We start from the raw sequence: 25,477 nt of genomic DNA, 5'->3' as shown, positions 1-25,477 counted from the left end.
TCGATATGTGTTACCCCGTTGTCCTGCAGCGCCATCCATGAGCGGGCGCGCCTCTCCCCCCGAACCCGCCCCGCTGCGAGCGCCGGCGTCGCCTGCAGGCCCGCGCTCCACGGCTGGCTGGGTCGCGCTGGCTCTGGCGCTGCTCGTTTGCGCCAGCGTCGCGGTGCGGGGTACGGACGCCGCCGCTTGGCAGGACCTGGGCCAGCTGCTGCAGGCCATCGCCATGCTGCTGGGCCTGCTGGCGGTGGTCATCTCCATGCAGAGCCTGGACGTGCGCGAGCAGCCGCGCGCCAACGTACTGGTGTTCGGCCTGTCCCTGGCGCTGGCGGCCAGCGCTGCGGGGGCGGTGCTGGCGCAGCAGGGCTGGAACGGCAGCGCGCTTGCGCTGCAGGCCCTGGGGCGCACGGGCGAGGCCGCCTGCCTGCTGGCCTTCGCACGCCGCCGTCTGGTGCGTGGCAGCAGCCTGGCCTGGCTGGCGGCAGCCCTGGTGCTGGCGGCAGCGCTGGCGTGGCTGGCGTGGCGGCTGCCGCCCTTTTTCGGCGACGGCCAGCCGGTGGCCACGGCGCTGGCATGGACCAACAGCGCGGCTTTCGCTGCTGCGGCCTGGCTGCTGGCGCGGCCGCACTCGCGCGGGGCGCGCCGACGCGCCGGCCGCCACCACTTCATGGCGGCGGCCAGCGTTTGCCTGGCCGCGGCCGAGCTCATCCTGGCGCTGCTGCAGTCGCTGGCCGCTCCCGGCACCGCCTGGTGGATGCCCGCCCAGGCGCTGCGGGTGGTGGGCTACGCCGTGCTGCTGCAGGCGGTGTACATCTCGGGCGTGCGCCTGCCCTACGCCCGCGCCCGGCACGCTGAGGCCCGCATGCGCGAAGGCGAGCTGCGCCTGCAGCTGCTGGGGCGCAACCTGCCCGGCATCGTGCTGTACCAGCAGGTGCGAGAGAGCGCCGGCACCAGCCGCTTCGTCCACATGAGCGAGGCCATCGAGCGGCTGCTGGGCCTGACGGCGCAGCAGGTCATGGCCGATGCGCAGCTGCTGTTTGATCACATCCTGCCGGAGGACCGGGCGCTCAGCACCTGGGCGCTGGAGACCTCCTGGCGCACCCGCAGCCTGGCTGAGTGCGTGGTGCGCATGCGCCGCTGGGACGGCGCCATCCGCTGGGTGCGCATGAGCGCCTCGCCGCGCCAGCACGCCAGCGGCGGCACCATCTGGGACGGCGTGCTCAGCGACGTGACCGAGCAGCGCGAAGCCGAGCGCCTGTCGCGCGAACGCGACGAGCAGCTGGCCAGCGTGCTGGAGCACCTGCCCGCCGGCATCGCCCGCGTGGACCGCCAGGGCCGCACGCTGTACGTGAACCCGGTGCAGGCCGCGTCGCTGCGCTGCGCGCCGGCGGCGCTGGAGGGGCAGTTCATGCGCGACGTGCTGCCCGCCAGCATCTTCGAGCGCATGCAGCCGCCGCTGGAGCGCGCCCTGCGCGGCGACACCGCGGTGGCCGAGCTGTCGATGACCGGGCACAAGACGCGCATCGACTGGCATGTCACCTTCGTGCCCGAACGGGTGGGCGCCGGCGAGGTGACCTCGGTGGTCATCTTCGCCTACGACGTGACCGAGCAAAAACGCCTGGCGCAGGCCCTGGGTCAGCAGCGCGCGCAGCTGGCCAGCCTGGTCAGCACCATCCCCGACCTGGTCAGCCTCAAGGACACCGAGGGCCGCTACCTGTCGGCCAACCCGGTGTTCGAGCGCTGCCTGGGCCGGCCCGAGCACGCCCTGGTGGGCCTGACCGACGCGCAGCTGCTGCCTGCTGCCGAGGCCGAACGCGTGCGCGCGCAGGACGAGCGCGCCATGGCCGCCTGGCAGCCGCTGGTCGTGGAAGAAACGCTCACCTTCGCCGAAGACGGCTACCAGGGGCGCTTTGAGACCCTCAAGACCGCCACCCGCGACGCGCAGGGCCGCGTGAGCGGCGTGCTCAGCATCAGCCGCGACATCACCGACCGCCAGCGCGCGGCCCGGCAGATCGAGCGCCTGGCTTTCTATGACGCGCTCACCGGCCTGCCCAACCGCCGCCTGCTGCTGGACCGGCTGGAACACGCCCTGGCCAATGGCCTGCGCCGCCAGGGCCTGGGGGCGCTGCTGTTCATCGACCTGGACAACTTCAAGGACCTGAACGACACCCTGGGCCACGACATGGGCGACGCGCTGCTGGCGCAGGTGGCGCAGCGCCTGCAGGCAGGCGTGCGCGAAAGCGATACCGTGGCCCGCCTGGGCGGCGACGAGTTCGTGGTCATGCTGGAGAACCTGGGCGCCGACGCGCAGCAGGCGGGCACCTGCGTGGAGCAGATCGCCGCCAAGCTGATGGCCGCGCTCAACGAGCCCTTCGTGCTGGCACAGCAGCAGCACCACAGCACCCCCAGCGTCGGCGCCACGCTGTTCGGCCAGGAGCGCTGCACCGTCGAGGAGCTGCTCAAGCGCGCCGACCTGGCCATGTACCAGGCCAAGGCGGCCGGGCGCAACACGCTGCGCTTTTTCGACCCGGCGATGCAGCTGGCGGCCAACGAACGTGCCCAGCTGGAGGCCGACCTGCGCCTGGCCCTGGCCCGCGGCGAGCTGGTGGTGCATCTGCAGCCGCAGATGGACGAGGACACCCGCCTGTGCGGCGCCGAGGCGCTGGTGCGCTGGCAGCACCCCGAGCGCGGCCTGCTGGGGCCGGCGCATTTCATTCCGCTGGCCGAGCAGACCGGCCTCATCGTGCCGCTGGGCCGCCAGGTGCTGCAGGCCGCCTGCCGCCAGCTGGCGCACTGGGCCGGCCATGCTGCAGCGCAGGGCCTGGCGATTTCCGTCAACGTGAGCGCGCGGCAGTTTCGCCACCCCGGCTTCGTGCAGGACGTGCTGCAGGTCGCCGCCCAGGCCGGCGCCCCGCTGCACCGGCTGAAGCTGGAGCTGACCGAGACCCTGCTGCTGGGCGACGTGGAAGACACCGTGGCGCGCATGCGCCAGCTGCGCGAGCATGGCGTCAGCTTCTCCCTGGACGATTTCGGCACCGGGTATTCGTCGCTGGGCTACCTCAAGCGGCTGCCGCTGTCGGAGATCAAGATCGATCAGGGCTTCGTGCGCGACGTGCTGACCGACCCCAACGACGCGGCCATCGTGCATACGATACTGGCGCTGGCGCGCAGCCTGGACCTGCAGGTGGTCGCCGAAGGCGTGGAGACCGAGGGCCAGCTGCAGTTTCTGCAGCGCCACGGCTGCGGCGGCTTTCAGGGCTGGCTGTTCGGGCGGCCGTGCGCCATCGCCCCGTTCGAGGCCGCGTACCTGCCGGGCCTGGGCGGGCCCGCGCGCCAGCACACGCAGCAACCGGAGATCGCACGATGAACACTGCGCGCATCGCCTGGATCGACCCCGACGCCGCCCACGCGCGCCGCGCCCTGGGCCTGCTGGCGCTGAGCGGCCAGGGCTGGCTGGCTCTGCAGGTGCCGCACCCGCAGTTCGGCGCCGCGCCGGCCCGGGGCTGGAGCGCCGTGGTGCTGTGCCTGGCGGCGCAGGCCGGCGAGCTGCCCGACTGGGCCGGCGGCGATGGCGGCGGGCCCGATGCGCTGCTGCTGTGCGTCTGGCCGCAGCAAGAAGGCCTGGCCGCCCGCGCCCTGCGCGCCGCCGCCCGCGCCGGGCGTCGCTGCGACTACCTGCTGCGCAGCGCCAGCGGCGACCACGTGCCCGAGCTGCTGCAGCGCCTGGGCGCCCTGCTGCAGGAGCCTTCCGTCCCCGGGGTGGCCGAGCCATCCGACGTGCGCCAGCAGCTGGCCTGCCTGCAGACGGCGCTGGCCAGCATGAGCCAGGGCATCTTCCAGACGGGCCCGGACGGCCGCATCAACGTGTACAACCGCCGCGTGCTGGAGCTGCTGGAGCTGCCCGAAGCGCTGCTGGCCCGTCGCCCCACGTTGGCCGAGCTGACCCAGGTGCAGACCCGACGCGGCGACTACGGCCAGGATTTCGGCCTGATCGACGAGCGCGCGCGCGACTACGTGCGCGGCGGCGCTGCCGGCGCCGCCCCCGCCGTGTACCGGCGCCACACGCTGGACGGCCGCACGCTGGAGGTGCGCACCCAGGCGCTGCCCGATGGCGGCCTGGTGCGCACCTTTGCCGATGTGAGCGACTACGTGCGCGTGCATGCCGAGCTGCAGCGCAGCGAGGCGCGCTTTCGCAGCCTGTGCGATTTGTCCTCCGACTGGTACTGGGAGCAGGACGCCGAGGGGCGCTTCACCGACATCGCCGGCGTGGCCGCGCACCGCGAGGCATGGCTGCAGGCGCTGCACGGGCGCACCCTGTCGGAGGCGGGCGCGGCCAACATGGGCGAGTCCGACTGGGCCGCGCACCGTGAACACCTGGGCGCGCGCCAGCCCTTTCGCGAGCTGGAGCTCAAGCGCGTGAGCCCGGGCGGCGAGGTCTCCTGGATTGCCCTGAGCGGCGAGCCCGTCGTGAGCGCGCGCGGCACGCTGCTGGGCTACCGCGGCGTGGGGCGCGACATCAGCGGGCGCAAGCGCGCCGAAGCCGAGATAGAGCGCCTGGCGTTCTATGACGCGCTGACGGGGCTGCCCAACCGGCGCCTGCTGCTGGACCGCCTGCAGCGCAGCTGCGCCGGCTTGCAGCGCAGCCGCAGCCACAGCGCGCTGCTGTTCATCGACCTGGACCATTTCAAGAACCTGAACGACAACCGTGGCCACGACGTGGGCGACCGCCTGCTGTGCATGGTGGCCCGGCGCCTGCGCCAGTGCGTGCGCGCCAGCGACACCGTGGCGCGCTTTGGCGGCGACGAATTCGTGGTGCTGGTGGACGAGCTCAAGGGCGAGCCCCGCCTGGCACGCGAGGGCGCGCAGCGCCTGGCGCGCAAGATTGCCAGCGCGCTGGCGCAGCCCTTCCCGCTGGAGGGCGGCTACACCCACCACACCACCTGCAGCATGGGCCTGACGCTGTTTTCCTACCCGGCGCAGTCGGCCGACGAGCTGCTCAAGCAGGCCGACTTCGCCATGTACCAGGCCAAGGCCGCCGGGCGCAACGCGCTGCGCCTGTTCGACCCCGGCGTGCTGGCGCAGATGCGCGCGCGCACCGAGCTGGAGACCGAACTGCGCCACGGCCTGGCCCGCGGCGAGCTGCTGCTGCACTACCAGCCGGTGGTCAACGCGGCCGGCACCATCACCGGCGCCGAGGCATTGGTGCGCTGGCAGCACCCCACGCGCGGGCTGGTGGCGCCGGGCGAATTCATTGCGCTGGCCGAGCAGACCGGCCTCATCCTGCCCCTGGGCCGCTGGGTGCTGGAGACCGCCTGCATGCAGCTGGCCACCTGGGCCGCCCAGCCGGCCATGCAGTCGCTGGTGGTCTCGGTGAATGTGAGCGCACGCCAGTTTCGCCAGAGCGAATTCGCCAACCAGGTGCTGGCCGCCCTGCGTGCCAGCGGCGCGCGCCCGCAGGCCCTGCGCCTGGAGCTGACCGAAAGCCTGCTGCTGACCGACACCGAAGAGATGATCGCCAAGATGGAGCAGCTGCGCGCCCAGGGCGTGGGCTTTTCGCTGGACGACTTCGGCACCGGCTACTCCTCGCTGTCATACCTGAAGCGCCTGCCGCTGGACCAGCTCAAGATCGACCGGGGCTTTGTGCGCGACGTGCTCATCGACGGCAACGACGCGGCGATCGTGCGCACCATCCTGGGCCTGGCGCGCAGCCTGGACCTGCAGGTCGTCGCAGAAGGCGTGGAGACGGCCAGCCAGCTGGATTTTCTGCGCCGCCACGGCTGCCAGGCCTTCCAGGGCTACCTGTTCGGGCGGCCCGCGCCAGCGGCGATGCTGGAGCTGGCCATGGCGCCCGTGCCAGCCTGAGCGTGGCCCGGCCTGGACGGGCGCTGGTGCCCGGTGCCTGCGTCAGCGCCGACAATCGCCCTCCATGCAACAACAGATCCTGATAGCCGGCGGCGGCATCGGCGCTCTGGCGGCGGCCCTGGCCGGCGCGCGCGCCGGCTGGGAGGTGCGGCTGTACGAGCGCGCCCCCGCTTTCAGCGAGGTCGGCGCCGGCGTGCAGCTGGGGCCCAACGTGGTGCGCCGCCTGCAGGCCTGGGGCCTGCAGGGCGCGCTGCAGGCCGTGGCCGCCTTTCCGCAGCGCCTGGCCGTGCGCAGCGCCCGCACGGGCAGCGAGCTGGCAGCCATGCGCCTGGGCGCCAGCGTCATCGAGCGCTACGGCGCGGCCTACGCCACCATCCACCGCGCCGACCTGCATGCGCTGCTGCTGGCCGCCGTGCAGCCGCTGCCGTCGGTGCACCTGAACGTCGGCCACACCGTGCAGCACCACGCGCAGGACGAGCGCGCCGTCACCCTGCGCCTGCAGCGCCACGGCGACGGCCGCACGGTGGAAGTGGAGGGCGACGCGCTGATCGGCGCCGACGGCCTGCGCAGCGGCACGCGCGCGCAGCTGCTGGGCCAGGCCGCCACGCGCGCCAGCGGCCACCTGGCCTACCGCGCCGTGGTGCGCCAGGACGCGCTGCCCGCGGCCTTGCGCTCGCACCAGGTCACTGCCTGGCTGGGCCCGCGCCTGCACGTGGTGCACTACCCGCTGCGCGGCGGCGAGCTGCTGAACGTGGTGGCCATTCGCCATGGCCAGGCGCCCGCGGACCTGGACGGCTGGGACCATGGCGCCAACGCCGCCGAGCTGGAAGCCGCCCTGGCCCGCACCTGCGCGCCGCTGCAGGACCTGGTGCGCGCCGTGCCCCAGGCCGGCAGCGGCTGGCGCCTGTGGCCGCTGGCCGACCGGCCGCCCGTGGCCGGTCCGCACGAGATGGCCCGCGGCCTGGTGGCGCTGCTGGGCGACGCCGCCCACCCCATGCGGCCCTACCTGGCCCAGGGCGCCGGCATGGCCATCGAGGACGCTGCCGAGCTGCAGCGCGCCCTGGCCATGGACGACCTGGAGGTGCCCCTGCGCCTGCGCCGCTATGCGCTGAACCGCTGGCAGCGCAATGCCCGCGTGCAAGAGCGCTCGCGCCGCAACGGCGTCATCTTCCATGCCCGTGGCCCGCTGCGCTGGGGGCGCGACGCCAGCCTGCGCCTGCTGGGCGAGCGCATCCTGGACGTGCCCTGGCTGTACCGCGGCGACGGCTCCAGCGCCAGCTCGCTCTGAAATCAGTAGCTGCTCGCGCTTGACTGGCGGGCGCTAGAGGCAGATTTGGCTCATATTCTCTTGTGAGCCCGGCGCGCCTGGGGCGGCGCTGGCAGCCCGGCAAAGCCCGCGGCCGCCAGCGCCAGCGCCGCCGCGATGGCAGCCATCACCGCGACGAAGGGGTCGCTGGCGCCGCTGCCCGCCAGCGACGCCACCAGCCCGGTGAACCACTGCATGGCCGCCACGCCCAAAAACATGGCCATGGTGAACACCGCCATGGCGCGGCCGGTCAGGTCGGCCGGGTAGGCGGCGCGCACGTCCGCGTATTGCAGCACGATGAAGCCCGACAGCAGGCCCACGGCCAGCATCAGCGCCACGTCCAGCCAGGCCGGCCCGCCGGCCGCCAGGGCGGCGAACAGCGCGCTCATCACCAGCGTGCAGGCCACCAGCCAGCGCCGGCGCCGGTGCGCGTCGGGCGGGTCGATGCGGCCGAACAGCACCGGCCCGGCCAGTGCCAGCACCGACAGCGCCAGCGCCACGTTGCCGCTGGCCACCAGCGACCAGCTGTGGCGCTGCATCAGCATGGGCCCCATCCACAGCCCGCGCAGCGAGATCAGCGCCGCATAGGTCACCGCGCCCAGCACCACGATGCCCCAGGTGTGGGGCAGGGTGAACAGCGTGCCAAAGCGCGCCACCGCGCGCCGCAGCGACTCGCGCTGCGGCGCGGCTTGCAGCGCATGCGGGGCGGCGGCCGGCTCGTGCACGCCGCGCCACATCCACAGCCAGGCCAGCGCGGCCAGGGCTGCCAGCACGCCAAAGCCCCCGCGCCAGGACCACTGCTGCACCAGCCAGGCCAGCGGCGTGCCGGTGAACAGCATGCCCAGCGTGCCGATGGCCATGGCCGTGCCCGACATCGCGGCAAAGCGTTGCGGCGCGAAATGCCGCGCGATGAACACCGTGCACACCAGGAAGGCCGGCGCGCAGCCCACGCCGATCAGCACCTGCGCCAGCGCCAGCCAGCCAAAGCCCGGCGCCAGCGCCGACAGCACGGCCCCGGCAATCGCCAGTGGAAAGGCCGTGAGGATGGTGCGCCGCACGCCGTACAGGTCGATGCCGATGCCCATGAAGACCTGCATGGCGCCAAAGGCGAAGTGAAAGGCCCCGGCAAACAGCCCCAGCTGCTGCGGCGACAGGGCGAACTCCGCTGCCAGCGGCGCCGCCATGATGGCCGCCACGGTGCGAAACGCGTTGCTCAGGCCAAAGCCCGAGGTCAGGGCCACGAGCATCATCAGCAGGGCCCGGGACGGCAGTGGGGCAGGGCGGGCAGCGGGCTCGAAGGGGGCGTGGCTCATCGGGGACGAGGCTACCTGAACGCCCGGCCCGGCGCCTGCCGCGCGTTTGACAGGGCGCGGCTGCGTTTGATATGGGTCAAATCGGCCTGCAGTCCTTGTTGGGTAAGTGCAAGCAGCTATTAAAAAGAGAGCGAAGGGCGGCCGGCAACCCCGCCACACGCAGGAATCCTTCGCGGCCCCATGGGGATAATGCCCGCGCCGCACGGGGCCCTGGCCCCGCCTTGCGGGCGCTGTGCCCGCCTGTCAACATGGTTCGCATGAAGCTTCACTCCTTTTTCGTCAACAGCGTGCGCTACAGCACGCTGGCGCTGTGCGCGCTGGCCGCGCTGGCCTGCGCGCTGTGGCTGGCGGCCTTCGGCTTTGGCTGGACGCCCCTGGTGCTGCTGGTCGCCACTGGCCTGCTCACGCTGGTGGGCCTGCGCGACTTGCGCCAGACGCGCCACGCCATCCTGCGCAACTACCCGATCCTGGGGCACATGCGCTTTTGGCTGGAGTTCATCCGCCCGGAGATCCGCCAGTACTTCATCGAAGGCGACGTGGAGGAGGGCGAGCCCTTCACCCGCGCGCAGCGCTCGGTGGTGTACCAGCGCTCCAAGGGCGAGGCCGACGTGCGGCCGTTCGGCACCAAGCTGGACGTGGGCGCCAAGGGCTATGAGTGGATCAACCACTCCATGCAGACCACCAAGATCGGCTCGCACGACTTCCGCATCTGGATCGGCGGGCGGCCTGGCGAGCCCCTGGAGGGCGTCGAGCCCTGCACCCAGCCCTACAACGCCAGCGTGTTCAACATCTCGGCCATGAGCTTCGGCGCGCTGTCGGCCAACGCCATCCTGGCGCTGAACCAGGGCGCCAAGATGGACGGCTTTGCCCACGACACGGGCGAGGGCGGCATCAGCCGCTACCACCGCGAGCACGGCGGCGACCTGATCTGGGAGATCGGCTCGGGCTACTTTGGCTGCCGCAACGACGACGGCAGCTTCAACGCCGAGCGCTTTGCCAAACAGGCGCGCGAGCCCCAGGTCAAGATGATCGAGATCAAGATCAGCCAGGGCGCCAAGCCGGGCCACGGCGGCATGCTGCCGGGCGCCAAGGTCACGGGCGAGATCGCCGCGGCGCGCGGCATCCCCATCGGGCAAGACTGCGTCTCGCCGTCGTCGCACAGCGCGTTTTCCTCGCCGGTGGAGCTGATGCACTTCATCGCCCAGCTGCGCCGGCTCTCGGGCGGCAAGCCGGTGGGCTTCAAGCTGTGCATCGGCCACATCTGGGAATGGTTCGCCATCGTCAAGGCCATGCTGGAGACCGACATCACGCCCGACTACATCGTGGTGGACGGCGCCGAGGGCGGCACGGGCGCGGCGCCCATCGAGTTTGCCGACCACATGGGCGCGCCGGTGCAGGAGGGCCTGCACCTGGTCAACAACACGCTGATCGGCGTGAACCTGCGCCACCGCATCAAGATCGGCGCGGCCGGCAAGGTCATCAACTCGTTCGACCTGGCGCGCATGTTTGCCTTGGGCGCGGACTGGTGCAACAGCGGGCGCGGCTTCATGATGGCGCTGGGCTGCATCCAGGCGCAGGTCTGCCACACGGGCCGCTGCCCCACCGGCATCGCCACGCAGGACGCGCTGCGCGAGCGCGCGCTGGTGGTGCCCGACAAGGCCACGCGCGTGGCGCAGTACCACGCCAACACGCTGCACGCCCTGAAGGAGCTGCTACAGGCCGCCGGCCTGATGCATCCCGACCAGCTCACCCCGCACCACATCGTGCGGCGCATCGACAGCTCGCGCATCCGGCTGCTGTCGGCCGTCATGCCGACCATGCGTTTCGGCGGCATCCTGGATGACCTGGACAGCCAGCACAGCGTGTACAAGCTGTACTGGCCGCTGGCGGACGCGCACAGCTTCTCGCCGCGCCTGCCCACGCCCGAGGAGCTGCAGGCCAGCCCGGGCATCCGCCCGACGATTGCCGGCCGGCCGGCCTCCGCCGTGCAGATCGCCCAGGAGCTCAACCGCAGCCGCGCGCCGCGGCCCCAGCCCGTCAGCGCCCTGGTGCCCGACCAGGCCCGGCGCTTCAACCCGGCGACTACCGGCCCCTCGCAGGTGCCGCCGAGCTGGACGGGCTCAGGCGCCGACCAGCGCCCGCCGGGCGACCCGCTGGCCGCAGCCGAGGACGGGGTGCACGACACCGCCGGGCGCGAGCGCAGCGAGTAGGCCCGGCTTCGTCCGCTCCAGGGCCCTGAACCGCACCTGCAGGGCCCCTGCCACAGCGTCTGCAGGAGCAGCCGCGCGGCCCGCTCCTTGAGCGGCCTGCAGCAGGGTGAGCGGGGCGGCGGGTGCCTGCCGCGCCAGCGCTGGTGCCGCCAGCAGGCTGCGCAGCGGGTTCAGGGTGGTTTTTCCATACATAGCTGCTGGCCCCCGCCCGGCAAGCGGTGCCTTGGAGTTATGCACCGCCTTTTGCAGGCGTGCCGGCCGCCGGTGGACGAGGGGCGGCGGATAATCCGCGCTTTTTCTCGCGAGGCGAGAAGCTGACAAGGACGCGCGTGGATACCGTTTTGCTGCTCAAGGCCGCCATCATGGGCGTGGTGGAGGGACTGACCGAGTTCCTGCCGATTTCCTCCACCGGCCACCTGATCCTGGCCGGCTCGCTGCTGGGCTTTGACGACGCCAAGGCCAAGGTCTTCGACATCGCCATCCAGACCGGCGCCATCTTTGCCGTCATCCTGGTCTATTGGCAGCGCATCCGCGAAACGCTGGTGGCGCTGCCCAGCCAGCGCCAGGCGCAGCGCTTCACGCTGAACGTGCTGATCGGCTTTCTGCCGGCCGTGGTGCTGGGCCTGCTGCTGGGCAAGGCCATCAAGGAGCACCTGTTCACGCCCGTGGTCGTGGCCAGCACCTTCATCCTGGGCGGCTTCGTCATCCTGTGGGCCGAGCGGCGCCAGCAGGCGGCCGTGCGCATCCACAGCGTGGATGACATGGGACCGTGGGACGCGCTCAAAGTCGGCCTGGTGCAGTGTCTGGCCATGGTGCCGGGCACCAGCCGCAGCGGCGCGACCATCATCGGCGGCATGCTGCTGGGCCTGTCGCGCAAGGCGGCGACGGACTATTCGTTTTTCCTCGCCATTCCCACGCTGATCGGCGCGGGCGCGTACAGCCTGTACAAGGAGCGCGCGCTGCTGTCGGCCGCCGACGTGCCGCTGTTTGCCGTGGGGCTGGTGTTCTCGTTCATCAGCGCCTGGGTCTGCGTGCGCTGGCTGCTGCGCTACATCAGCAGCCACAGCTTCGTGCCGTTCGCCTGGTACCGCATCGCCTTTGGGCTGGTGGTGCTGGCCACCGCCTGGTCCGGGCTGGTGACCTGGGCTGACTGAGTTTTCGGTCTTTTCAGCCTCTAGCCCTTGCTGTTCAAGCGCTGATAGCTCCTGATTTGATAGTAAGAATATCGGGGTCAGATTCCAATTAAGCGGCAATTGGAGTCGGCAATTGGAATCTGACCCCGATTCTTTGCCGTTCCTTTAATTGGAATCTGACCCCAATTTCTGGGCTGGTGCCTTCTTGCGCTGGGCCAGGGTGGCCAGGTTCAGCAGCGACGCCTCGATGGCTGCTGCCGTGGCCTGGGGCTGCTCCATGGGGAACAGGTGGCTGCCGTCCAGCATCATGATGCGGCCGTGGGTGATGCGCTCGGTCAGCGCCATGCCCACCTGGCGCATCTCCACCGAGTCGCGCCCGCCGATGAAGGCGGCCGGGCAGCGCAGTGGGTGGCGCCGCAGCAGGGCGGCCAGGTTGTGCGGCAGGGTGTCATAGATCTTCGTCTCCACCTCGCGGTCGAAGGCCAGCACGCGCTTGCCGCCGGCGTCCTGCAGGCCGTGGGCCACGTAGTCGTGCAGCACCTGCGGCTCCCAGCGGGCGAACACCTTCTTGCGCTGAAAGTGCTCCAGCGCCTCGTCGGTGCTGGCCCAGGCGTTGCGCCGCGCGCGGCTCACGCGCCCGGGCGAGACGGCGCCCACCACCTGGGCGCGCTTGGCCACGCCCACGGCGCTGGCACGCCAGCCGCCCAGCAGGGGCGAGTCGATCAGCAGCACGCCGCGCGCCAGCTCCGGGTGGCGGGCGGCGGCCATCACGCTCAAAAATCCCCCCAGCGAATGGCCGACCAGAAAAGCCTGCTCGCCCGTGCGCTGCTGCTCGGCCGCGGCGAAGTCGGCCAGCTGCTGCACCAGGTGCGGCCAGTTGTTGGTGACGGGGTAGCGCTCGTCGTGGCCGAAACGCTCCAGCGCGCTGACGTGAAACCCGCGCTGGCGCAGGTGCTCGAACAGGACGCGGTAGGTGCTGGCGGGAAAGCTGTTGGCGTGGGCGAAGACGATGGTGGCCATGGCGGAAAACAACGGGCAGCGCCGCCCGGCGGGGCGGCTGCGGGGTGGCCAGTGTAGTGGCGCCCCGGGCGGCGCCGGCAGCGCTGCCGCGGGCCGCAGTTTTGGGACAATCGCCCCGATGAGCCACATGCACGCCGACTACGCCCCCGCCGCGCCGCCTGCCCCCCTGCCGCGGCCCGGCCTGACGCTCAGCTGCGTGGTGCCCGCCTACAACGAGGAGGCCAACCTTGCCGCCTTCGTGCAGGCGCTGGCGCAGGCGGCCGGTGCGCTCACGCCGCACTTCGAGATCCTGATCGTCAACGACGGCAGCCGCGACGGCACGCACGAGGTGGCCATGGGCCTGCTGGCCGACCTGCCGGTGCGCTACCTGGCGCTGTCGCGCAACTTCGGCAAGGAGTCCGCCCTGTCGGCCGGCATCGACCACGCCCGCGGCAACGCGGTGCTGCTGATCGACGCCGACTTCCAGCACCCCCTGGAGATGCTGCCCGCCATGCACGAGCTGTGGCTGCTGGGCTACGACATGGTCTATGGCGTGATCGCCGACCGCACCGCCGAGAGCGGCGCCAAGCGCCTGGGCACCAGTCTGTTTTATCGCCTGCTCAACAGCGGCAACCGAGTCAAGGTGCCGCCGCACGCGGGGGACTTTCGCTGGATGGACCGGCGCGTGGCTGATGCCCTGAAGGCCCTGCCCGAGCACCACCGCTTCATGAAGGGGCTGTACGCCTGGGTGGGCTTCAAGACGGCGGCGCTGCCCTTCGTGCCGCAGGACCGCGCCGGCGGGGCGTCCAGCTTCAACCTGCGCCGCCTGGGCTCGCTGGCGCTGCTGGGGCTGACGTCGTTCACCACCATGCCGCTGCGCGTGTGGAGCGTGGTCGGCAGCCTGGTGGCTGCCGGCGCGCTGGCCTATGGCGCCTGGATCACGCTGGAGACGCTCCTGTTCGGTGCCGACCTGGACGGCTGGCCCACGCTGGCGGCCGGCATCATGCTGTTTTCCGGCGTGCAGCTGATGTCCATCGGTGTGCTGGGCGAGTACATCGGGCGCATCTACGACGAGGTCAAGCGCCGCCCCAGCTACCTGGTGGCGCGCGACGACGACCACAGCCCGCTGCAGGGCGCACCGCATGAGCGCGGTTGACCGCTGGCTGCAGGCACTGCGCCGCTGGCCCCAGGTGCTGCGCTTTGCCTGCGTCGGCGCCGCCGCGGCCGCCACCCATCTGCTGGCCGTGGCCGCCTGGGTGGGCTGGGGTGGGCTGGCGCCGCTGGTGGCCAACGTGCTGGCCTTCCTGGTCGCCTTTGCCGTCAGCTACGGCGGCCATGCGCTGCTGACCTTCGCCCCGGCGCAGGGGCGGCACGGCTGGGCGGCGGCGGGGCGCTATTTTCTGGTGGCCAGCCTGTCGTTCACGGCCAACGAGCTGCTGTACGCCGCCGCGCTGCGCTGGCTGCCCTGGCACTACCTGGCCAGCCTGCTGCTGGTGTTGCTGGTGGTGGCGGTGGGCACCTTCGCCCTGGCCAAGTTCTGGGCGTTCCGCGCGCCGGCCACCGCATGAGCGCCGCTCCCGCCTTGGCCAGCCGTTCACTGGTGCTGTGCGCCGACGACTACGGCCTGCACCCCTTCGTGGACGAGGCCGTGTGCCAGCTGGCCCGCGCCGGGCGCCTGTCGGCCACCAGCGGCATGACCACGGCGCCGCGCTGGCGCGAGGCCGCCGCGGCGCTGCGCGAACTGCGCCCGGCGCTTTCGGTGGGTCTGCACTTCAACCTGACCGAGGGGCACGGCGGCGCCCACGCCGCGCACGGCCTGGGCAAAGTGCTGCGCGCCGCCTACCTGCGCCAGCTGCCGGCGCAGGCCCTGCGCCAGGCCTGGGCCCGGCAGCTGGACGACTTCGAGCGTGCCCTGGGCACGCCGCCGGACTTCATCGACGGCCACCAGCATGTGCACCAGCTGCCCGGCGTGCGCCGCGCGCTGCTGCAGGAGCTGCAGGCACGCTACGGATCGGGGGCGGCGCTGCCCTGGGTGCGCTCCACCGTGCCCGCGGGCGGGCTGTGGCGCTCGCCCAAGGCGGCCGTCATCGCCCTGCTGGGCGGCTGGAGCGCCACGCGGCTGCTGCGCCGCGCGGGCGTGGCCATGAACCAAGGCTTTGGTGGCGTCTATGGCTTCGACGCGCCCGACACTGACGCCTACCGTGCCCACATGCGCCAGTGGCTGGCGCAGGCGGCAGGCGGCGGCGCGCTGCTGATGTGCCACCCGGCCACCCGGCCGGTGCCGCAGGATGCCATCGGGCAGCAGCGGCCGGTGGAGTTCGCCTACCTGTCGTCAGAGGCCTTCACGCAGGACCTGCGCGAGCGCGGCCTGCACGTGCATCAGGGCGTGCTCTCCTTTTAGGGCGCAACAGCGCACGCGGCCGGCACGTAGGCGCGCCAGTGCACCACCAGCGGCGCCGCCGCGTCGCGGCGCGGCCAGGGCAATTGCCAGGTCCCTTCGTGCAGCTGCAGGCCGGGGCCAGGCTGCAGCTGGTCCAGCGGGGCTGGGGGCGTGTCGGGTTCGCCTTCGGCACGCAGCCAGAGCGCGCCCTGCTGGTGCAGGCCGCCTGCCGTGGCCCAGGGCGAGTAGCGCGCATCGCCCGTGATCAGCACCGAAGGCTGGCTCGGCGAGGGCACGGCCGCCAGCCCGGCAAGCCAGTAGTCGCCCGCCACGGTGCGCAGCGGGCAGTGCGAGACCCGCGCCCAGGCCGCATTGGCCTGTTGCACCAGCGCCTGCTGGGGCCAGTCGGTGCGCGCCGGGCGCTGGCGCACCTGCGCGCCGAAGGCCAGGTAGGCCATGGCCAGGCTGGTGATGAGCACCAGCCACACCGCCAGGCCCTTGAGCAGGCGCGGGCGCAGCGGCGCCAGCCAGGCCGGCGGCAGCAGCGCGGCCACCAGCAGGCCGCTGAAGGCCCACATGGGCATGCCCCACAGGTCGCGGATGCGCAGGCCGGTCACCAGCCCCAGCAGCGTGACCAGCAAGCCCGGCGCCAGGGCCACGGTCAGCAGGTAGCCGGGCCAGCGGGTGTGCAGCCGCCAGGCGCCGGCGGCCGGTAGCTGGCGCCGCGCGCCCAGCCAGGCGCCCAGCAGCACCAGCGCCAGCGGCAGGTGGTTCAGCACCTGCGTGCCCAGGAAGGACAGGGCGCCCAGCCGGGCGCTGCCGCCCGGCGCCTCGGCGCGCTGGCTGGCGTAGGCCATGGGCAGCCAGCCGGACTGCCACAGCCAGTACAGGTGCGGTGCCAGCAGCAGCAGCGCCAGGCCCAGCGCCAGCCACGGCCCGGGCCGCGCCAGGGCGCGCCGCGCCGGGCCCAGCACCAGGTACAGCCCCAGGCAGGCCAGCAGGATGGCGACCGAGTACTTGGTCAGCAGGCCCAGGCCTGCCAGCGCGCCCAGCGCCAGCCAGTAGCGCGGCCGCCCGTCCTGCAGCGCGGCCAGCAGCGCCCAGCCCAGACCGGCCCACAGCGGCATCTGCGCGATGTTGTGGTTGAACTCCAGCGCCGGGTGGCCGTAGAAGGCCACGCCCAGCGTCAGCACGGTGCCCAGCAGGGCGCGCTCGCGCTGCATCAGTCGGCAGCCCGCCAGCCAGACCAGCCACAGCGTGGCGGCGATGCACAGCTGGCTGAGCAAAAAGGGCCCGGCGGCGCCGAAGGCGCGGTAGCACAGGTGCAGCAGCCAGGGTGCCAGCGGCGGGTGCTTGTAGTAACCCCACTGCCATTCGCGGCCCCAGGACAGGCTCTCCACCACGTCCAGCGGAAAGCTGGAGATCAGCAGGGGCGGCAGCAGCGTCCAGGCCAGCAGATACAGCACGCCGGCGGCCAGCAGGGCGCGCCAGGGCAGGGCAGGCGCGCCGGGCGCCGGGGAGGTGTCGGGCATGGGAGGGGCGTGCAGTCGGTCAGGCCGGGGCGGCGCTGGCGAGCTTTTTCAGCTGGTACAGCGCGTCCAGCGCCTCGCGCGGGCTCAAGGTGTCGGGCTCGATCTGCGCCAGCAGCTGCTGCGCGGCGCTGGACGCGGGCGCCTCGGCGGCGGGGGGCGGTGCGAACAGGTCCACCTGCAGGTCGTGGCGGCCGGCGCGCTCTTCCAGCGTGGCCAGCACGTGGCGCGCGTGGTGCAGCACGGCGGCGGGCACGCCAGCCAGGCGGGCCACCTGCACGCCGTAGCTGCGGCTGGCCGGGCCGGGCTGGATCTCGTGCAGGAAGACGATGTCGGCGCCGGCCTCTGTCGCGCCCACGTGCACGTTGACGGCGTGCGCGTGGCGCGTGGCCAGCTCGGTCAGCTCGAAGTAGTGCGTGGCGAACAGCGTGAAGGCGCGCGTCTTGTCGTGCAAGTGGGTGGCGATGCCGCTGGCCAGGGCCAGGCCGTCGAAGGTGCTGGTGCCGCGGCCGATCTCGTCCATCAGCACCAGCGATTGGGCGGTGGCGCCGTGCAGGATCTGCGCCGCCTCGGTCATCTCCAGCATGAAGGTGGACTGGGCGTTGGCCAGGTCGTCGGCGGCGCCGATGCGGGTGTGGATGGCGTCAATCGGCCCCAGCCGGCAGCTGCTGGCGGGCACGTGGCTGCCCATGCTGGCCAGCAGCACGATCAGCGCCACCTGGCGCATGTAGGTCGATTTGCCGCCCATGTTGGGGCCGGTGATGATCTGCATGCGCGTATTGGCATGCAGCCGGGTGTGGTTGGGGATGAAGGCGCCGCGCGAGGCCTCGGCCAGGCGCGCCTGCACCACCGGGTGGCGGCCGGCCTCGATGTCGATGCACGGCTGGTCCACGAACTGCGGTGCGCACCAGCCCAGGGTGAGCGAGCGCTCGGCCAGCGTGCACAGCGCGTCCAGCGTGGCCAGGGCCTGGGCCAGCCGGGTGAGCTGGGGCACGTGCGGCTGCAGCCGCTGCAGCACCTGCTCGTACAGCCATTTTTCACGCGACAGGGCGCGCTCCTGGGCCGAAAGGGCCTTGTCCTCGAAGCTTTTGAGTTCGGGCGTGATGAAGCGCTCGGCGTTCTTCAGCGTCTGGCGGCGGCGCCACTCGGGCGGCACCTTGTCCACGTGGCTGGCTGTGACCTCGATGTAGAAGCCGTGCACCTTGTTGAACTGCACGCGCAGGTTGGCGATGCCGGTGCGCTCGCGCTCGCGCGACTCCAGCTGCAGCAGAAAGTCGTCGCAGTGGTCGCGGATGCCGCGCAGCTCGTCCAGCTCGGCGTCAAAACCCGGGGCGATCACGCCGCCGGCTTGCAGCAGCGCCGGCGGCTCGGGGGCGATGGCGGAGTGCAGCAGCGCCAGGCATTCGGCGGGCGGCTGCAACTGCTCGAAAATCTGAGCCAAAAACGGCTCTGGCGCTTGCCCCGCTTGCGCCAGCAGCTGCGATTTTTGTAGCGTGGCAGCCAGCGCCACCAGCTCGCGCGGGCGCACCTGGTGCAGCGCCGCGCGGGCGGTGATGCGCTCCACGTCGCACACGCCGCGCAGCTGCCCGCGCAGCGCCTGCCAGGGGCCGTCGCCGCTGCCCGCGCCGCGCAGGGCGGTGGTGGCAGCCAGGCGCTGGCGCGCCTCGCGGCGGTCGCGCCGGGGCTCCAGCAGCCAGGTCTTGAGCAGCCGGCTGCCCATGCCGGTCATGCAGGTGTCCAGCAGCGAGAACAGCGTGGGCCCATCCTCGCCGCGCAAGGTCTTGACCAGCTCCAGGTTGCGCCGCGTGGCCGCCGGCAGGTGGATCAGCTCGTCCGCCTGCTGCACGCGCACGCCGTGCAGGTGGGGCAGGGCGCGGCCCTGTGTGTGTTCGGCGTAGTGCAAGAGCGCGGCGGCGGCAGCGTGGGCGTGGTGCAGGCCCTCGGCGTTCCAGGCCTGCAGGCTGGCGGCGCCCAGGTGTTCCAGCAACTTGCGCTCGCCCAGGGCGGCGTCGAACTGCCAGTCGGGGCGCGCCGCCGCCGGGCAGGCCAGCTGGCCGGCTTGGCGCAGCGCGGCCAGCTGGGCGGCAAAGCGCGGGGTGATGCCGCTGGCGTGGATCAGTTCGCTGGCGCCCACGCGCGCCAGCCAGGCGGCAAGCTCGTCCTGCGCGCATTCGGCCAGCTGCACCACGCCCTGCGTCACGCTCAGCCAGGCCAGGCCGCAGCGCCCGCGCGGGGCCTGGTGCAGGGCCAGCAGCAAGGCCTCGCTCTTGTCGGGCAGCAGTTCGCTGTCCGTCAGCGTGCCGGGCGTGACCACGCGCACCACCTTGCGCGCCACCGGGCCTTTTGATGCGCCGACCTCGCCCACCTGCTCGGCAATCGCCACCGACTCGCCCAGCCGGATCAGGCGCGCCAGGTACTGCTCCAGCGCGTGGAAGGGCACGCCGGCCATGACCACCGGCTGCCCGGCCGACTGCCCGCGCTGCGTGAGCGTGATGTCCAGCAGCTGCGCGGCGCGCTCGGCGTCGGCGTAGAACAGCTCGTAGAAGTCGCCCATGCGGTACAGCAGCAGGGTGTCGGGAAACCCGGCCTTGATGGCCAGGTACTGGGCCATCATCGGCGTGTGCTCGGAGAAGTCCGAGGTGTCCAGGGTGTCAGTCAACCGGGGCGCTCCCATGTCTGCGTTGTCGTGAGGGTCTGGCCGATTGTCCCCGCAAGGGGTTGTGGCGCCATGAAAAAAGCCGCCCCTGCTGGTCCAGCAGGAGCGGCTCTGATGCCTGGTGCCCGGGGCCGGAATCGAACCGGCACGCCTTGCGGCGGGGGATTTTGAGTCCCCTGCGTCTACCAATTCCACCACCCGGGCAGGCGCAAAAACGAAGTCGCAAATTATGGCACAGTAGTGTCGTATGACGACCTACCAGACGATTGAAGACGCCATCGGCCGCACCCCGCTCGTGGCTTTGCAGCGCATCGGCGCCGAAGCCAACGCGGCGCGCGGCAACGTGGTGCTGGGCAAGCTGGAGGGCAACAATCCGGCCGGCTCGGTCAAGGACCGGGCGGCGCTGTCCATGATCCGCGGGGCCGAGGAGCGCGGGGCCATCCGCCCGGGCGACACGCTGATCGAGGCAACGTCGGGCAACACCGGCATCGCCCTGGCGATGGTGGCGGCCGTCAAGGGCTACCGCCTGCTGCTGATCATGCCCGAGGACCTGTCGGTGGAGCGTGCGCAGACCATGAAGGCCTACGGCGCCGAGCTGATCCTGACGCCCAAGAGCGGCGGCATGGAATACGCCCGTGACCTGGCCGAGCAGATGGTGGGGCAGGGCAAGGGCGTGGTGCTCGACCAGTTCGCCAACCCGGACAACCCGCGCATTCACTACGAGACCACCGGCCCCGAGATCTGGGAGCAGACCGGCGGGCGCGTCACCCACTTCGTCAGCGCCATGGGCACCACCGGCACCATCACCGGCGTGTCGCGCTACCTGCGCGAGAAGAACCCGGGCGTGCGCATCGTCGGCGCGCAGCCGGCCGAGGGCTCGCGCATCCCCGGCATCCGCAAGTGGCCCGAGGAATACCAGCCCAAGATCTACGAGCCGCAGAGGGTGGACGAGCTGGTGCTGGTCAGCCAGGACGACGCCGAGGACATGGCACGGCGCATGGCGCGCGAAGAAGGGCTGTTCGGCGGCATCTCCGCCGCTGGCGCTTGCTGGGTGGCGCAGCAGGTCGCCGAGCGTGAGCAGAACGCGACCATCGTCTTCGTGGTGTGCGACCGGGGCGACCGCTACCTGTCCACCGGCGTCTTTCCGGTCTGAGGGCAGTCTCAGGTGCCAAAAGTGCCTGCAAGCCGCTTCCCGCAAGCGTAAGCAGCTATCAATAACGCAGCATGCAATACGAATACCGCTTCTGCCCGCACTGCGCGACGGCGCTAGCGCCCAGGGTGCAGATGGAGGATGGCGGACCGAAGGAGCGCCTGCGCTGCCCGGCCTGCGGCTTTACCCACTGGAACAACCCCACGCCGGTGCTGGCCGCCATCGTCGAGGTGGACGGGCGCGTGCTGCTGGCGCGCAACGCGCTGTGGCCGCCCAAGATGTTTGCGCTGATCACCGGCTTCATGGAAGCGGGCGAGTCGCCGCAGGAGGGCATCGCCCGCGAAGTCAAGGAAGAGACCAACCTGGACGCGCACGCCATCCACTTCGTGGGTGCGTATGAGTTCCTGCGCATGAACCAGGTCATCATCGCCTTTCACGTGCAGGCCACGGGCCAGGTGCGGCTGTCTCCCGAGCTGGTGGACCACCGCTTCTATGACCTGCACCAGCTCAAGTGCTGGCCGGCCGGCACCGGTTATGCGCTGGCCGACTGGCTGCGCACCCGCGGGCACGAGCCCGTGTTTTTCACCGACGAAGAGAACGCCGAGCGCCGCCGCGGGCTGGATGCGCCGGCGCCGTCACCCAAGGATTGAGACGACGACATGCAGATCGACCAGGAAGTGGACGCGCGCGGGCTGAACTGCCCGCTGCCCATCCTGCGCGCCAAGAAGGCCCTGGCCGGCATGGCCAGCGGCCAGCTGCTGCGCGTGGTGGCGACCGACACGGGCTCGCTGCGCGACTTCCAGGCGTTCGCCAAGCAGACCGGCAACGAACTGGTGGAGCAGCGCAGCGAGGGCGCGGAGTTCATCCACCTGCTGCGCCGGCGCTGAGGTTTCAAGCCAAATCGGCCTCCAGCGCTTGCCAGTCAAGCGCGGGAAGCTATCAAAATCAGAGCGACAGCGTCTTCAGGTACTCGCGGAAATACTCGCCCACCTGCGGGTGCTGCAGGGCCAGCTCCACCGTCGCCTCCAGAAAACCTTCCTTGCTGCCGCAGTCGTAGCGCTTGCCCACGTACTCATAGGCGTACACGGCCTCGTGCTGCATCAGGCGGGCGATGGCGTCGGTCAGCTGGATCTCGCCGCCCACGCCGCGCGGCTGGTTGCGGATCTCTTCGAAGATGCGCGGGGTGAGCACGTAGCGCCCGGCCACGCCCATGCGCGAGGGGGCCTTTTCCGGCGCGGGCTTTTCCACGATCTCCTCGACGCGCAGCAGCGAGTCGCCGGCGCTGGCGCCGCGCACGATGCCGTAGCGGCGGGTGTGGTCGGCCGGCACTTCCTGCACCGCGATCAGCGAGCGGCCCTGCTTGCTGAAGGCGCCCGTCATCTGCGCCATGACGCCGGGGCCGCCGTTCACGCCGACCATCAGGTCGTCGGCGAGGATGACGGCAAACGCCTCGTTGCCCACCAGCGGCTCGGCGCAGAGCACGGCGTGCCCCAGACCCAGCGAGCGTGGCTGGCGCACGAACAGGCAGTTCATGTCATCCGGGCTGACGCTGCGCACCAACTCCAGCATGGCCTGCTTGCCCGCGGCTTCCAGCTCGCTCTCCAGCTCGTAGGAGGTGTCGAAATGGTCCTCGATGGCCCGCTTGCTGCGGCCGGTGACGAACACCATGTCGCGGATGCCCGCTTCGTAGGCCTCTTCGACGGCGTACTGGATCAGCGGCTTGTCCACCACTGGCAGCATCTCCTTCGGAGAGGCCTTGGTGGCGGGCAGGAAGCGGGTGCCAAGTCCGGCAACGGGAAAGACGGCTTTGCGGATGCGGGTGGGGGCGCTCAAAACGGGTACCTCACGACAGATGATTCTTGCGAAAACATGAAAAGCGGGCCGGGCGCCTCACGGAAAAAGGCAGCCCGGCCCGCGGTCAGCAAAGGATGTTAGCCCAGCCTTGCCAGCTGTTCGCGCAGCCGCGCCAAGGTTGCGCCGTAGTCCGACACGCGCTGCTTTTCCTGCGCGATGACGGCCGGCGGGGCCTTGGCGACGAAGGCCTCGTTGGCCAGCTTGGCGCCGGCCTTGGCGATCTCGGCCTCCAGCCGCGCGGCTTCCTTGCCCAGGCGGGCGCGCTCGGCGGCTACGTCGATCTCGACGAACAGCGCCAGGCGCGCATCGCCCACCACCGCCACCGGCGCGGCCTGGGCGGCCTGGCCCCAGGCGGCCTCGTCGTCGAACACCTGGACTTCGGATAGCTTGGCCAGGTTTTGCAGCACCGGCGCGATCTCCCGCATGAAGGCCGCGTCGCCCGCCACCAGCAGCGGCAGGCGCTGTGCGGGCGACACGCCCATCTCGCCGCGCAACGTGCGGCAGGCGTCCACCACCTGCTTGATGCGCTCCACGTGGGCGATGGCGGCCTCGTCGATCTTGGCCGGCTGCGCCTGCGGGTACGGAGCCACCGCCACCGACTCGCCCTGGATGCCGGCCACCGGCGCGACCTTTTGCCACAGCTCCTCGGTCACGAAGGGAATGATGGGGTGCGCCAGGCGCAGGATGGCTTCGAGCACGCGGATCAGCGTGCGGCGCGTGGCGCGCTGCTGCGCTGCGTCGCCGGTCTGGATCTGCACCTTGGCGATCTCCAGGTACCAGTCGCAGAACTCGTTCCAGACGAAGTCGTAGAGGGCGTTGGCGACGTTGTCCAGGCGGTAGTCGGCAAAGCCCTTGGCGACCTCGGCCTCCACCTTTTGCAGCTGCGAGACGATCCAGCGATCGCTCTGGCTGAAATGCAGGTACGCCTCGGTGCAGCCCTGCGCGTTGTCCAGGCCGCAGTCATAGCCCTCGCAGTTCATCAGCACGAAGCGGCTGGCGTTCCAGAGCTTGTTGCAGAAGTTGCGGTAGCCCTCGCAGCGCTTGCTGTCGAAGTTGATGGAGCGGCCCAGGGACGCCAGCGCCGCAAAGGTGAAGCGCAGCGCATCGGCGCCGTAGGCGGGGATGCCCAGAGGAAACTCCGCCTGCGTGGCCTTGCGCACCTTCGGCGCGGTCTCGGGGCGGCGCAGGCCGGTGGCGCGCTTGTCCAGCAAGGGCTCCAGCGCGATGCCGTCGATCAGGTCCACCGGGTCGAGCACGTTGCCCTCGGACTTGCTCATCTTCTTGCCCTGCGCGTCGCGCACCAGGCCGTGGATGTACACGTGCCGGAAGGGCACGCGGCCGGTGAAGTGCGTGGTCATCATGATCATCCGGGCCACCCAGAAGAAGATGATGTCGTAGCCGGTGACCAGCACCGAGGAGGGCAGGTACAGGTGGTAGTCGTCGGCCGCGTCATCGGATTGATGAGGCCAGCCCATGGTCGAGAACGGCACCAGAGCGGATGAATACCAGGTGTCCAGCACGTCGGCATCGCGCGTGAGTTGTGCGCCCGCGCCGGCCTGGGCCTGCGCCTCGGCCTCGCTCGCCGCCACATAGACGTTGCCGGCCTCGTCGTACCACGCGGGGATCTGGTGGCCCCACCACAGCTGGCGCGAGATGCACCAGTCCTGGATGTTGTTCATCCACTGGTTGTAGGTGTTGACCCAGTTCTCGGGCACGAACTTCACCTGGCCGCTGGCCACGGCGTCGATGGCCTTTTGGGCGATGGACTTGCCCGTAGCGTCGCCTTCGCCAACCTTGGACATGGCGACGAACCACTGGTCGGTCAGCATGGGCTCGATGATCTGCCCGGTGCGGGTGCACACCGGCACCATCAGCTTGTGCTTTTTCGTCTCGACCAGCAGGCCTTGCGCGTCCAGGTCAGCCACGATGGCCTTGCGGGCGGCGAAGCGGTCCAGGCCGCGGTACGGCTCGGGCGCGTTGTCGCTGATGGTCGCGGCCAGGGTCAGCACCACCTCCAAAGGCAGGCCGTGGCGCTGGCCCACGGCGTAGTCGTTGTTGTCGTGCGCGGGGGTCACCTTGACCACGCCGGTGCCGAACGCGCGGTCCACGTAGTCGTCGGCAATGATGGGGATCTGGCGGCCGACCAGCGGCAGCGTCACGGTCTGGCCGATCAGGTGCGCGTAGCGCTCGTCCTCGGGATGCACCATAACGGCCACGTCGCCCAGCATGGTCTCGGGCCGGGTGGTGGCCACCACCAGCTGGCCCGAACCGTCGGACAGCGGATAGGCGATGTGCCAGAGCGAGCCGTCGCGCTCCTCATTTTCCACCTCCAGGTCGGAGACCGCGGACTGCAGCACCGGGTCCCAGTTGACCAGCCGCTTGCCGCGGTAGATCAGGCCCTGCCGGTACAGGCGCACGAAGGTCTCGGTGACCACCTTGGACAGCTTGTCGTCCATGGTGAAGTACTCGCGGCTCCAGTCCACGCTGTCGCCCATGCGGCGCATCTGCGTGGTGATGGTGTTGCCCGACTGCTCCTTCCACTCCCAGACCTTGGCGATAAATTGGGGGCGGCCCAGGTCGTGGCGGCTCTTGCCTTCGGCCTGCAGCTGGCGCTCCACCACGATCTGCGTGGCGATGCCGGCATGGTCCGTGCCCGGCACCCAGACCGTGTTGTGGCCCAGCATGCGGTGATACCGCGTCAGGCTGTCCATGATGGTCTGGTTGAAGGCGTGGCCCATGTGCAGCGTGCCCGTCACGTTGGGCGGTGGCAGCTGGATGGCAAACGACGGCTGGTCCGCATGAGGCTGGCCGGTGCCGCGCACACCGGCCCGGCCGTAGCCGCGCCGCTCCCACTCCGGCCCCCAGTGCGCCTCCAGCGCGGCGGGCTCGAAAGACTTGGACAGGCTGGCAAGGCCGGGTTGCTGCGGGGTGTGGGAGTCGCTCATGGCAATGAAAAACGGCATCCCGGGGGATGCCGCTTGCGGGCAGTGGGTGAATCGGAGATGGTCGGCATTTTATTCGCAGCGCTGTCGCTCCTATTTTGATAGCTTCCTGCGCTGTGGCGACGGCCGCCAGGGGCCTGTTGCAC

General features: G+C 71.1%; 17 protein-coding genes and 1 tRNA gene. 11 read left to right on the top strand and 7 right to left on the bottom strand.

All coding sequences use genetic code 11. The annotated features are described in order from the left end of the window. Positions 1–37 precede the first annotated feature (37 nt). The 3 genes from C7H73_RS12170 (at position 38) to C7H73_RS12160 (ending at position 7,147) form a co-directional block, all read left to right on the top strand. On the top strand, positions 38–3,364 hold the full coding sequence (locus tag C7H73_RS12170) for a sensor domain-containing protein (RefSeq protein ID WP_227001342.1): 3,327 nt from the start codon (positions 38–40) through the stop codon (positions 3,362–3,364). Then, the gene (locus C7H73_RS12165; RefSeq protein WP_106846887.1) at positions 3,361–5,859 is read left to right on the top strand and encodes a putative bifunctional diguanylate cyclase/phosphodiesterase; all 2,499 of its coding nucleotides are present in this window, start codon (positions 3,361–3,363) and stop codon (positions 5,857–5,859) included. The genes C7H73_RS12170 and C7H73_RS12165 overlap by 4 nt, the downstream gene beginning before the upstream one ends. Before the next feature lie 64 nt (positions 5,860–5,923). After that, a complete protein-coding gene (locus tag C7H73_RS12160; protein ID WP_106846886.1) occupies positions 5,924–7,147 on the top strand; it encodes an FAD-dependent monooxygenase in 1,224 nt (407 codons plus the stop codon). 50 nt (positions 7,148–7,197) lie between these two features. Here C7H73_RS12160 and C7H73_RS12155 read toward each other — a convergent pair whose 3' ends face one another. Beyond that, positions 7,198–8,478: an MFS transporter gene (locus tag C7H73_RS12155; protein ID WP_227001341.1), complete on the bottom strand. Its 1,281-nt coding sequence runs from the start codon at positions 8,476–8,478 to the stop codon at positions 7,198–7,200. A gap of 257 nt (positions 8,479–8,735) precedes the next feature. Here C7H73_RS12155 and C7H73_RS12150 point away from each other — a divergent pair, with 257 nt between their 5' ends. Together C7H73_RS12150 and C7H73_RS12145 are read left to right on the top strand one after the other, a co-directional pair. Beyond that, positions 8,736–10,688 carry an FMN-binding glutamate synthase family protein gene (locus tag C7H73_RS12150; protein ID WP_405124763.1) on the top strand — a complete coding sequence of 651 codons (1,953 nt, stop codon included), beginning with the start codon at positions 8,736–8,738 and terminating at the stop codon, positions 10,686–10,688. 329 nt (positions 10,689–11,017) lie between these two features. Beyond that, positions 11,018–11,842 (top strand): undecaprenyl-diphosphate phosphatase, encoded by an 825-nt coding sequence (locus tag C7H73_RS12145; protein ID WP_106846885.1) that lies wholly within the window; start codon positions 11,018–11,020, stop codon positions 11,840–11,842. Positions 11,843–11,986: 144 nt separating this feature from the next. Here C7H73_RS12145 and C7H73_RS12140 read toward each other — a convergent pair whose 3' ends face one another. Beyond that, positions 11,987–12,841: an alpha/beta fold hydrolase gene (locus tag C7H73_RS12140; RefSeq protein WP_106846884.1), complete on the bottom strand. Its 855-nt coding sequence runs from the start codon at positions 12,839–12,841 to the stop codon at positions 11,987–11,989. A 118-nt stretch (positions 12,842–12,959) separates the two neighbouring features. Between C7H73_RS12140 and C7H73_RS12135 the strand changes: the two genes are divergently transcribed. From C7H73_RS12135 to C7H73_RS12125, 3 genes are read left to right on the top strand one after another with little or no spacing between them, the layout of a single operon-like run. Further along, the gene (locus C7H73_RS12135; protein ID WP_106846883.1) at positions 12,960–13,976 is read left to right on the top strand and encodes a glycosyltransferase family 2 protein; all 1,017 of its coding nucleotides are present in this window, start codon (positions 12,960–12,962) and stop codon (positions 13,974–13,976) included. Continuing rightward, positions 13,963–14,388, top strand: coding sequence for a GtrA family protein (locus C7H73_RS12130; RefSeq protein ID WP_106846882.1), 426 nt, complete (start codon positions 13,963–13,965; stop codon positions 14,386–14,388). Before C7H73_RS12135 ends, C7H73_RS12130 begins: the two co-directional genes overlap by 14 nt. Beyond that, positions 14,385–15,221: a ChbG/HpnK family deacetylase gene (locus C7H73_RS12125; protein WP_106846881.1), complete on the top strand. Its 837-nt coding sequence runs from the start codon at positions 14,385–14,387 to the stop codon at positions 15,219–15,221. The genes C7H73_RS12130 and C7H73_RS12125 overlap by 4 nt, the downstream gene beginning before the upstream one ends. On the opposite strand, the gene C7H73_RS12120 is transcribed toward C7H73_RS12125, so the two are convergent. The 3 genes from C7H73_RS12120 to C7H73_RS12110 form a co-directional block, all read right to left on the bottom strand. Continuing rightward, positions 15,218–16,732, bottom strand: a complete 1,515-nt coding sequence (locus tag C7H73_RS12120; RefSeq protein ID WP_106846880.1) for a glycosyltransferase family 39 protein — start codon at positions 16,730–16,732, stop codon at positions 15,218–15,220. The genes C7H73_RS12125 and C7H73_RS12120 overlap by 4 nt on opposite strands. A gap of 19 nt (positions 16,733–16,751) precedes the next feature. After that, positions 16,752–19,403, bottom strand: a complete 2,652-nt coding sequence (mutS, locus tag C7H73_RS12115) for a DNA mismatch repair protein MutS (protein WP_405124762.1) — start codon at positions 19,401–19,403, stop codon at positions 16,752–16,754. Between the two features lie 101 nt (positions 19,404–19,504). Next, a tRNA-Leu gene (locus C7H73_RS12110) sits at positions 19,505–19,589 on the bottom strand. Between the two features lie 43 nt (positions 19,590–19,632). Here C7H73_RS12110 and cysM point away from each other — a divergent pair. From cysM to C7H73_RS12095, 3 genes are all read left to right on the top strand, one after another. Further along, complete coding sequence (gene cysM / locus C7H73_RS12105) at positions 19,633–20,538, top strand: cysteine synthase CysM (protein WP_106846879.1); 906 nt, start codon at positions 19,633–19,635, stop codon at positions 20,536–20,538. Positions 20,539–20,609: 71 nt separating this feature from the next. Continuing rightward, positions 20,610–21,185 carry an NUDIX hydrolase gene (locus tag C7H73_RS12100; protein ID WP_106846878.1) on the top strand — a complete coding sequence of 192 codons (576 nt, stop codon included), beginning with the start codon at positions 20,610–20,612 and terminating at the stop codon, positions 21,183–21,185. Between the two features lie 9 nt (positions 21,186–21,194). After that, on the top strand, positions 21,195–21,422 hold the full coding sequence (locus tag C7H73_RS12095) for a sulfurtransferase TusA family protein (RefSeq protein WP_106846877.1): 228 nt from the start codon (positions 21,195–21,197) through the stop codon (positions 21,420–21,422). Positions 21,423–21,480: 58 nt separating this feature from the next. On the opposite strand, the gene galU is transcribed toward C7H73_RS12095, so the two are convergent. Next, entirely contained in the window at positions 21,481–22,368 is an 888-nt protein-coding gene (gene galU, locus C7H73_RS12090) for a UTP--glucose-1-phosphate uridylyltransferase GalU (RefSeq protein WP_106846876.1), read from the bottom strand. 98 nt (positions 22,369–22,466) lie between these two features. Then, positions 22,467–25,334 carry a valine--tRNA ligase gene (locus C7H73_RS12085; RefSeq protein ID WP_106846875.1) on the bottom strand — a complete coding sequence of 956 codons (2,868 nt, stop codon included), beginning with the start codon at positions 25,332–25,334 and terminating at the stop codon, positions 22,467–22,469. Positions 25,335–25,477 lie beyond the last annotated feature (143 nt).

It is taken from the genome of Pulveribacter suum, assembly GCF_003013695.1.
In the GTDB taxonomy this organism is placed as follows: Bacteria; Pseudomonadota; Gammaproteobacteria; order Burkholderiales; family Burkholderiaceae_C; genus Melaminivora; species Melaminivora suum.
This window is presented reverse-complemented; position numbering and strand designations above follow the sequence as displayed.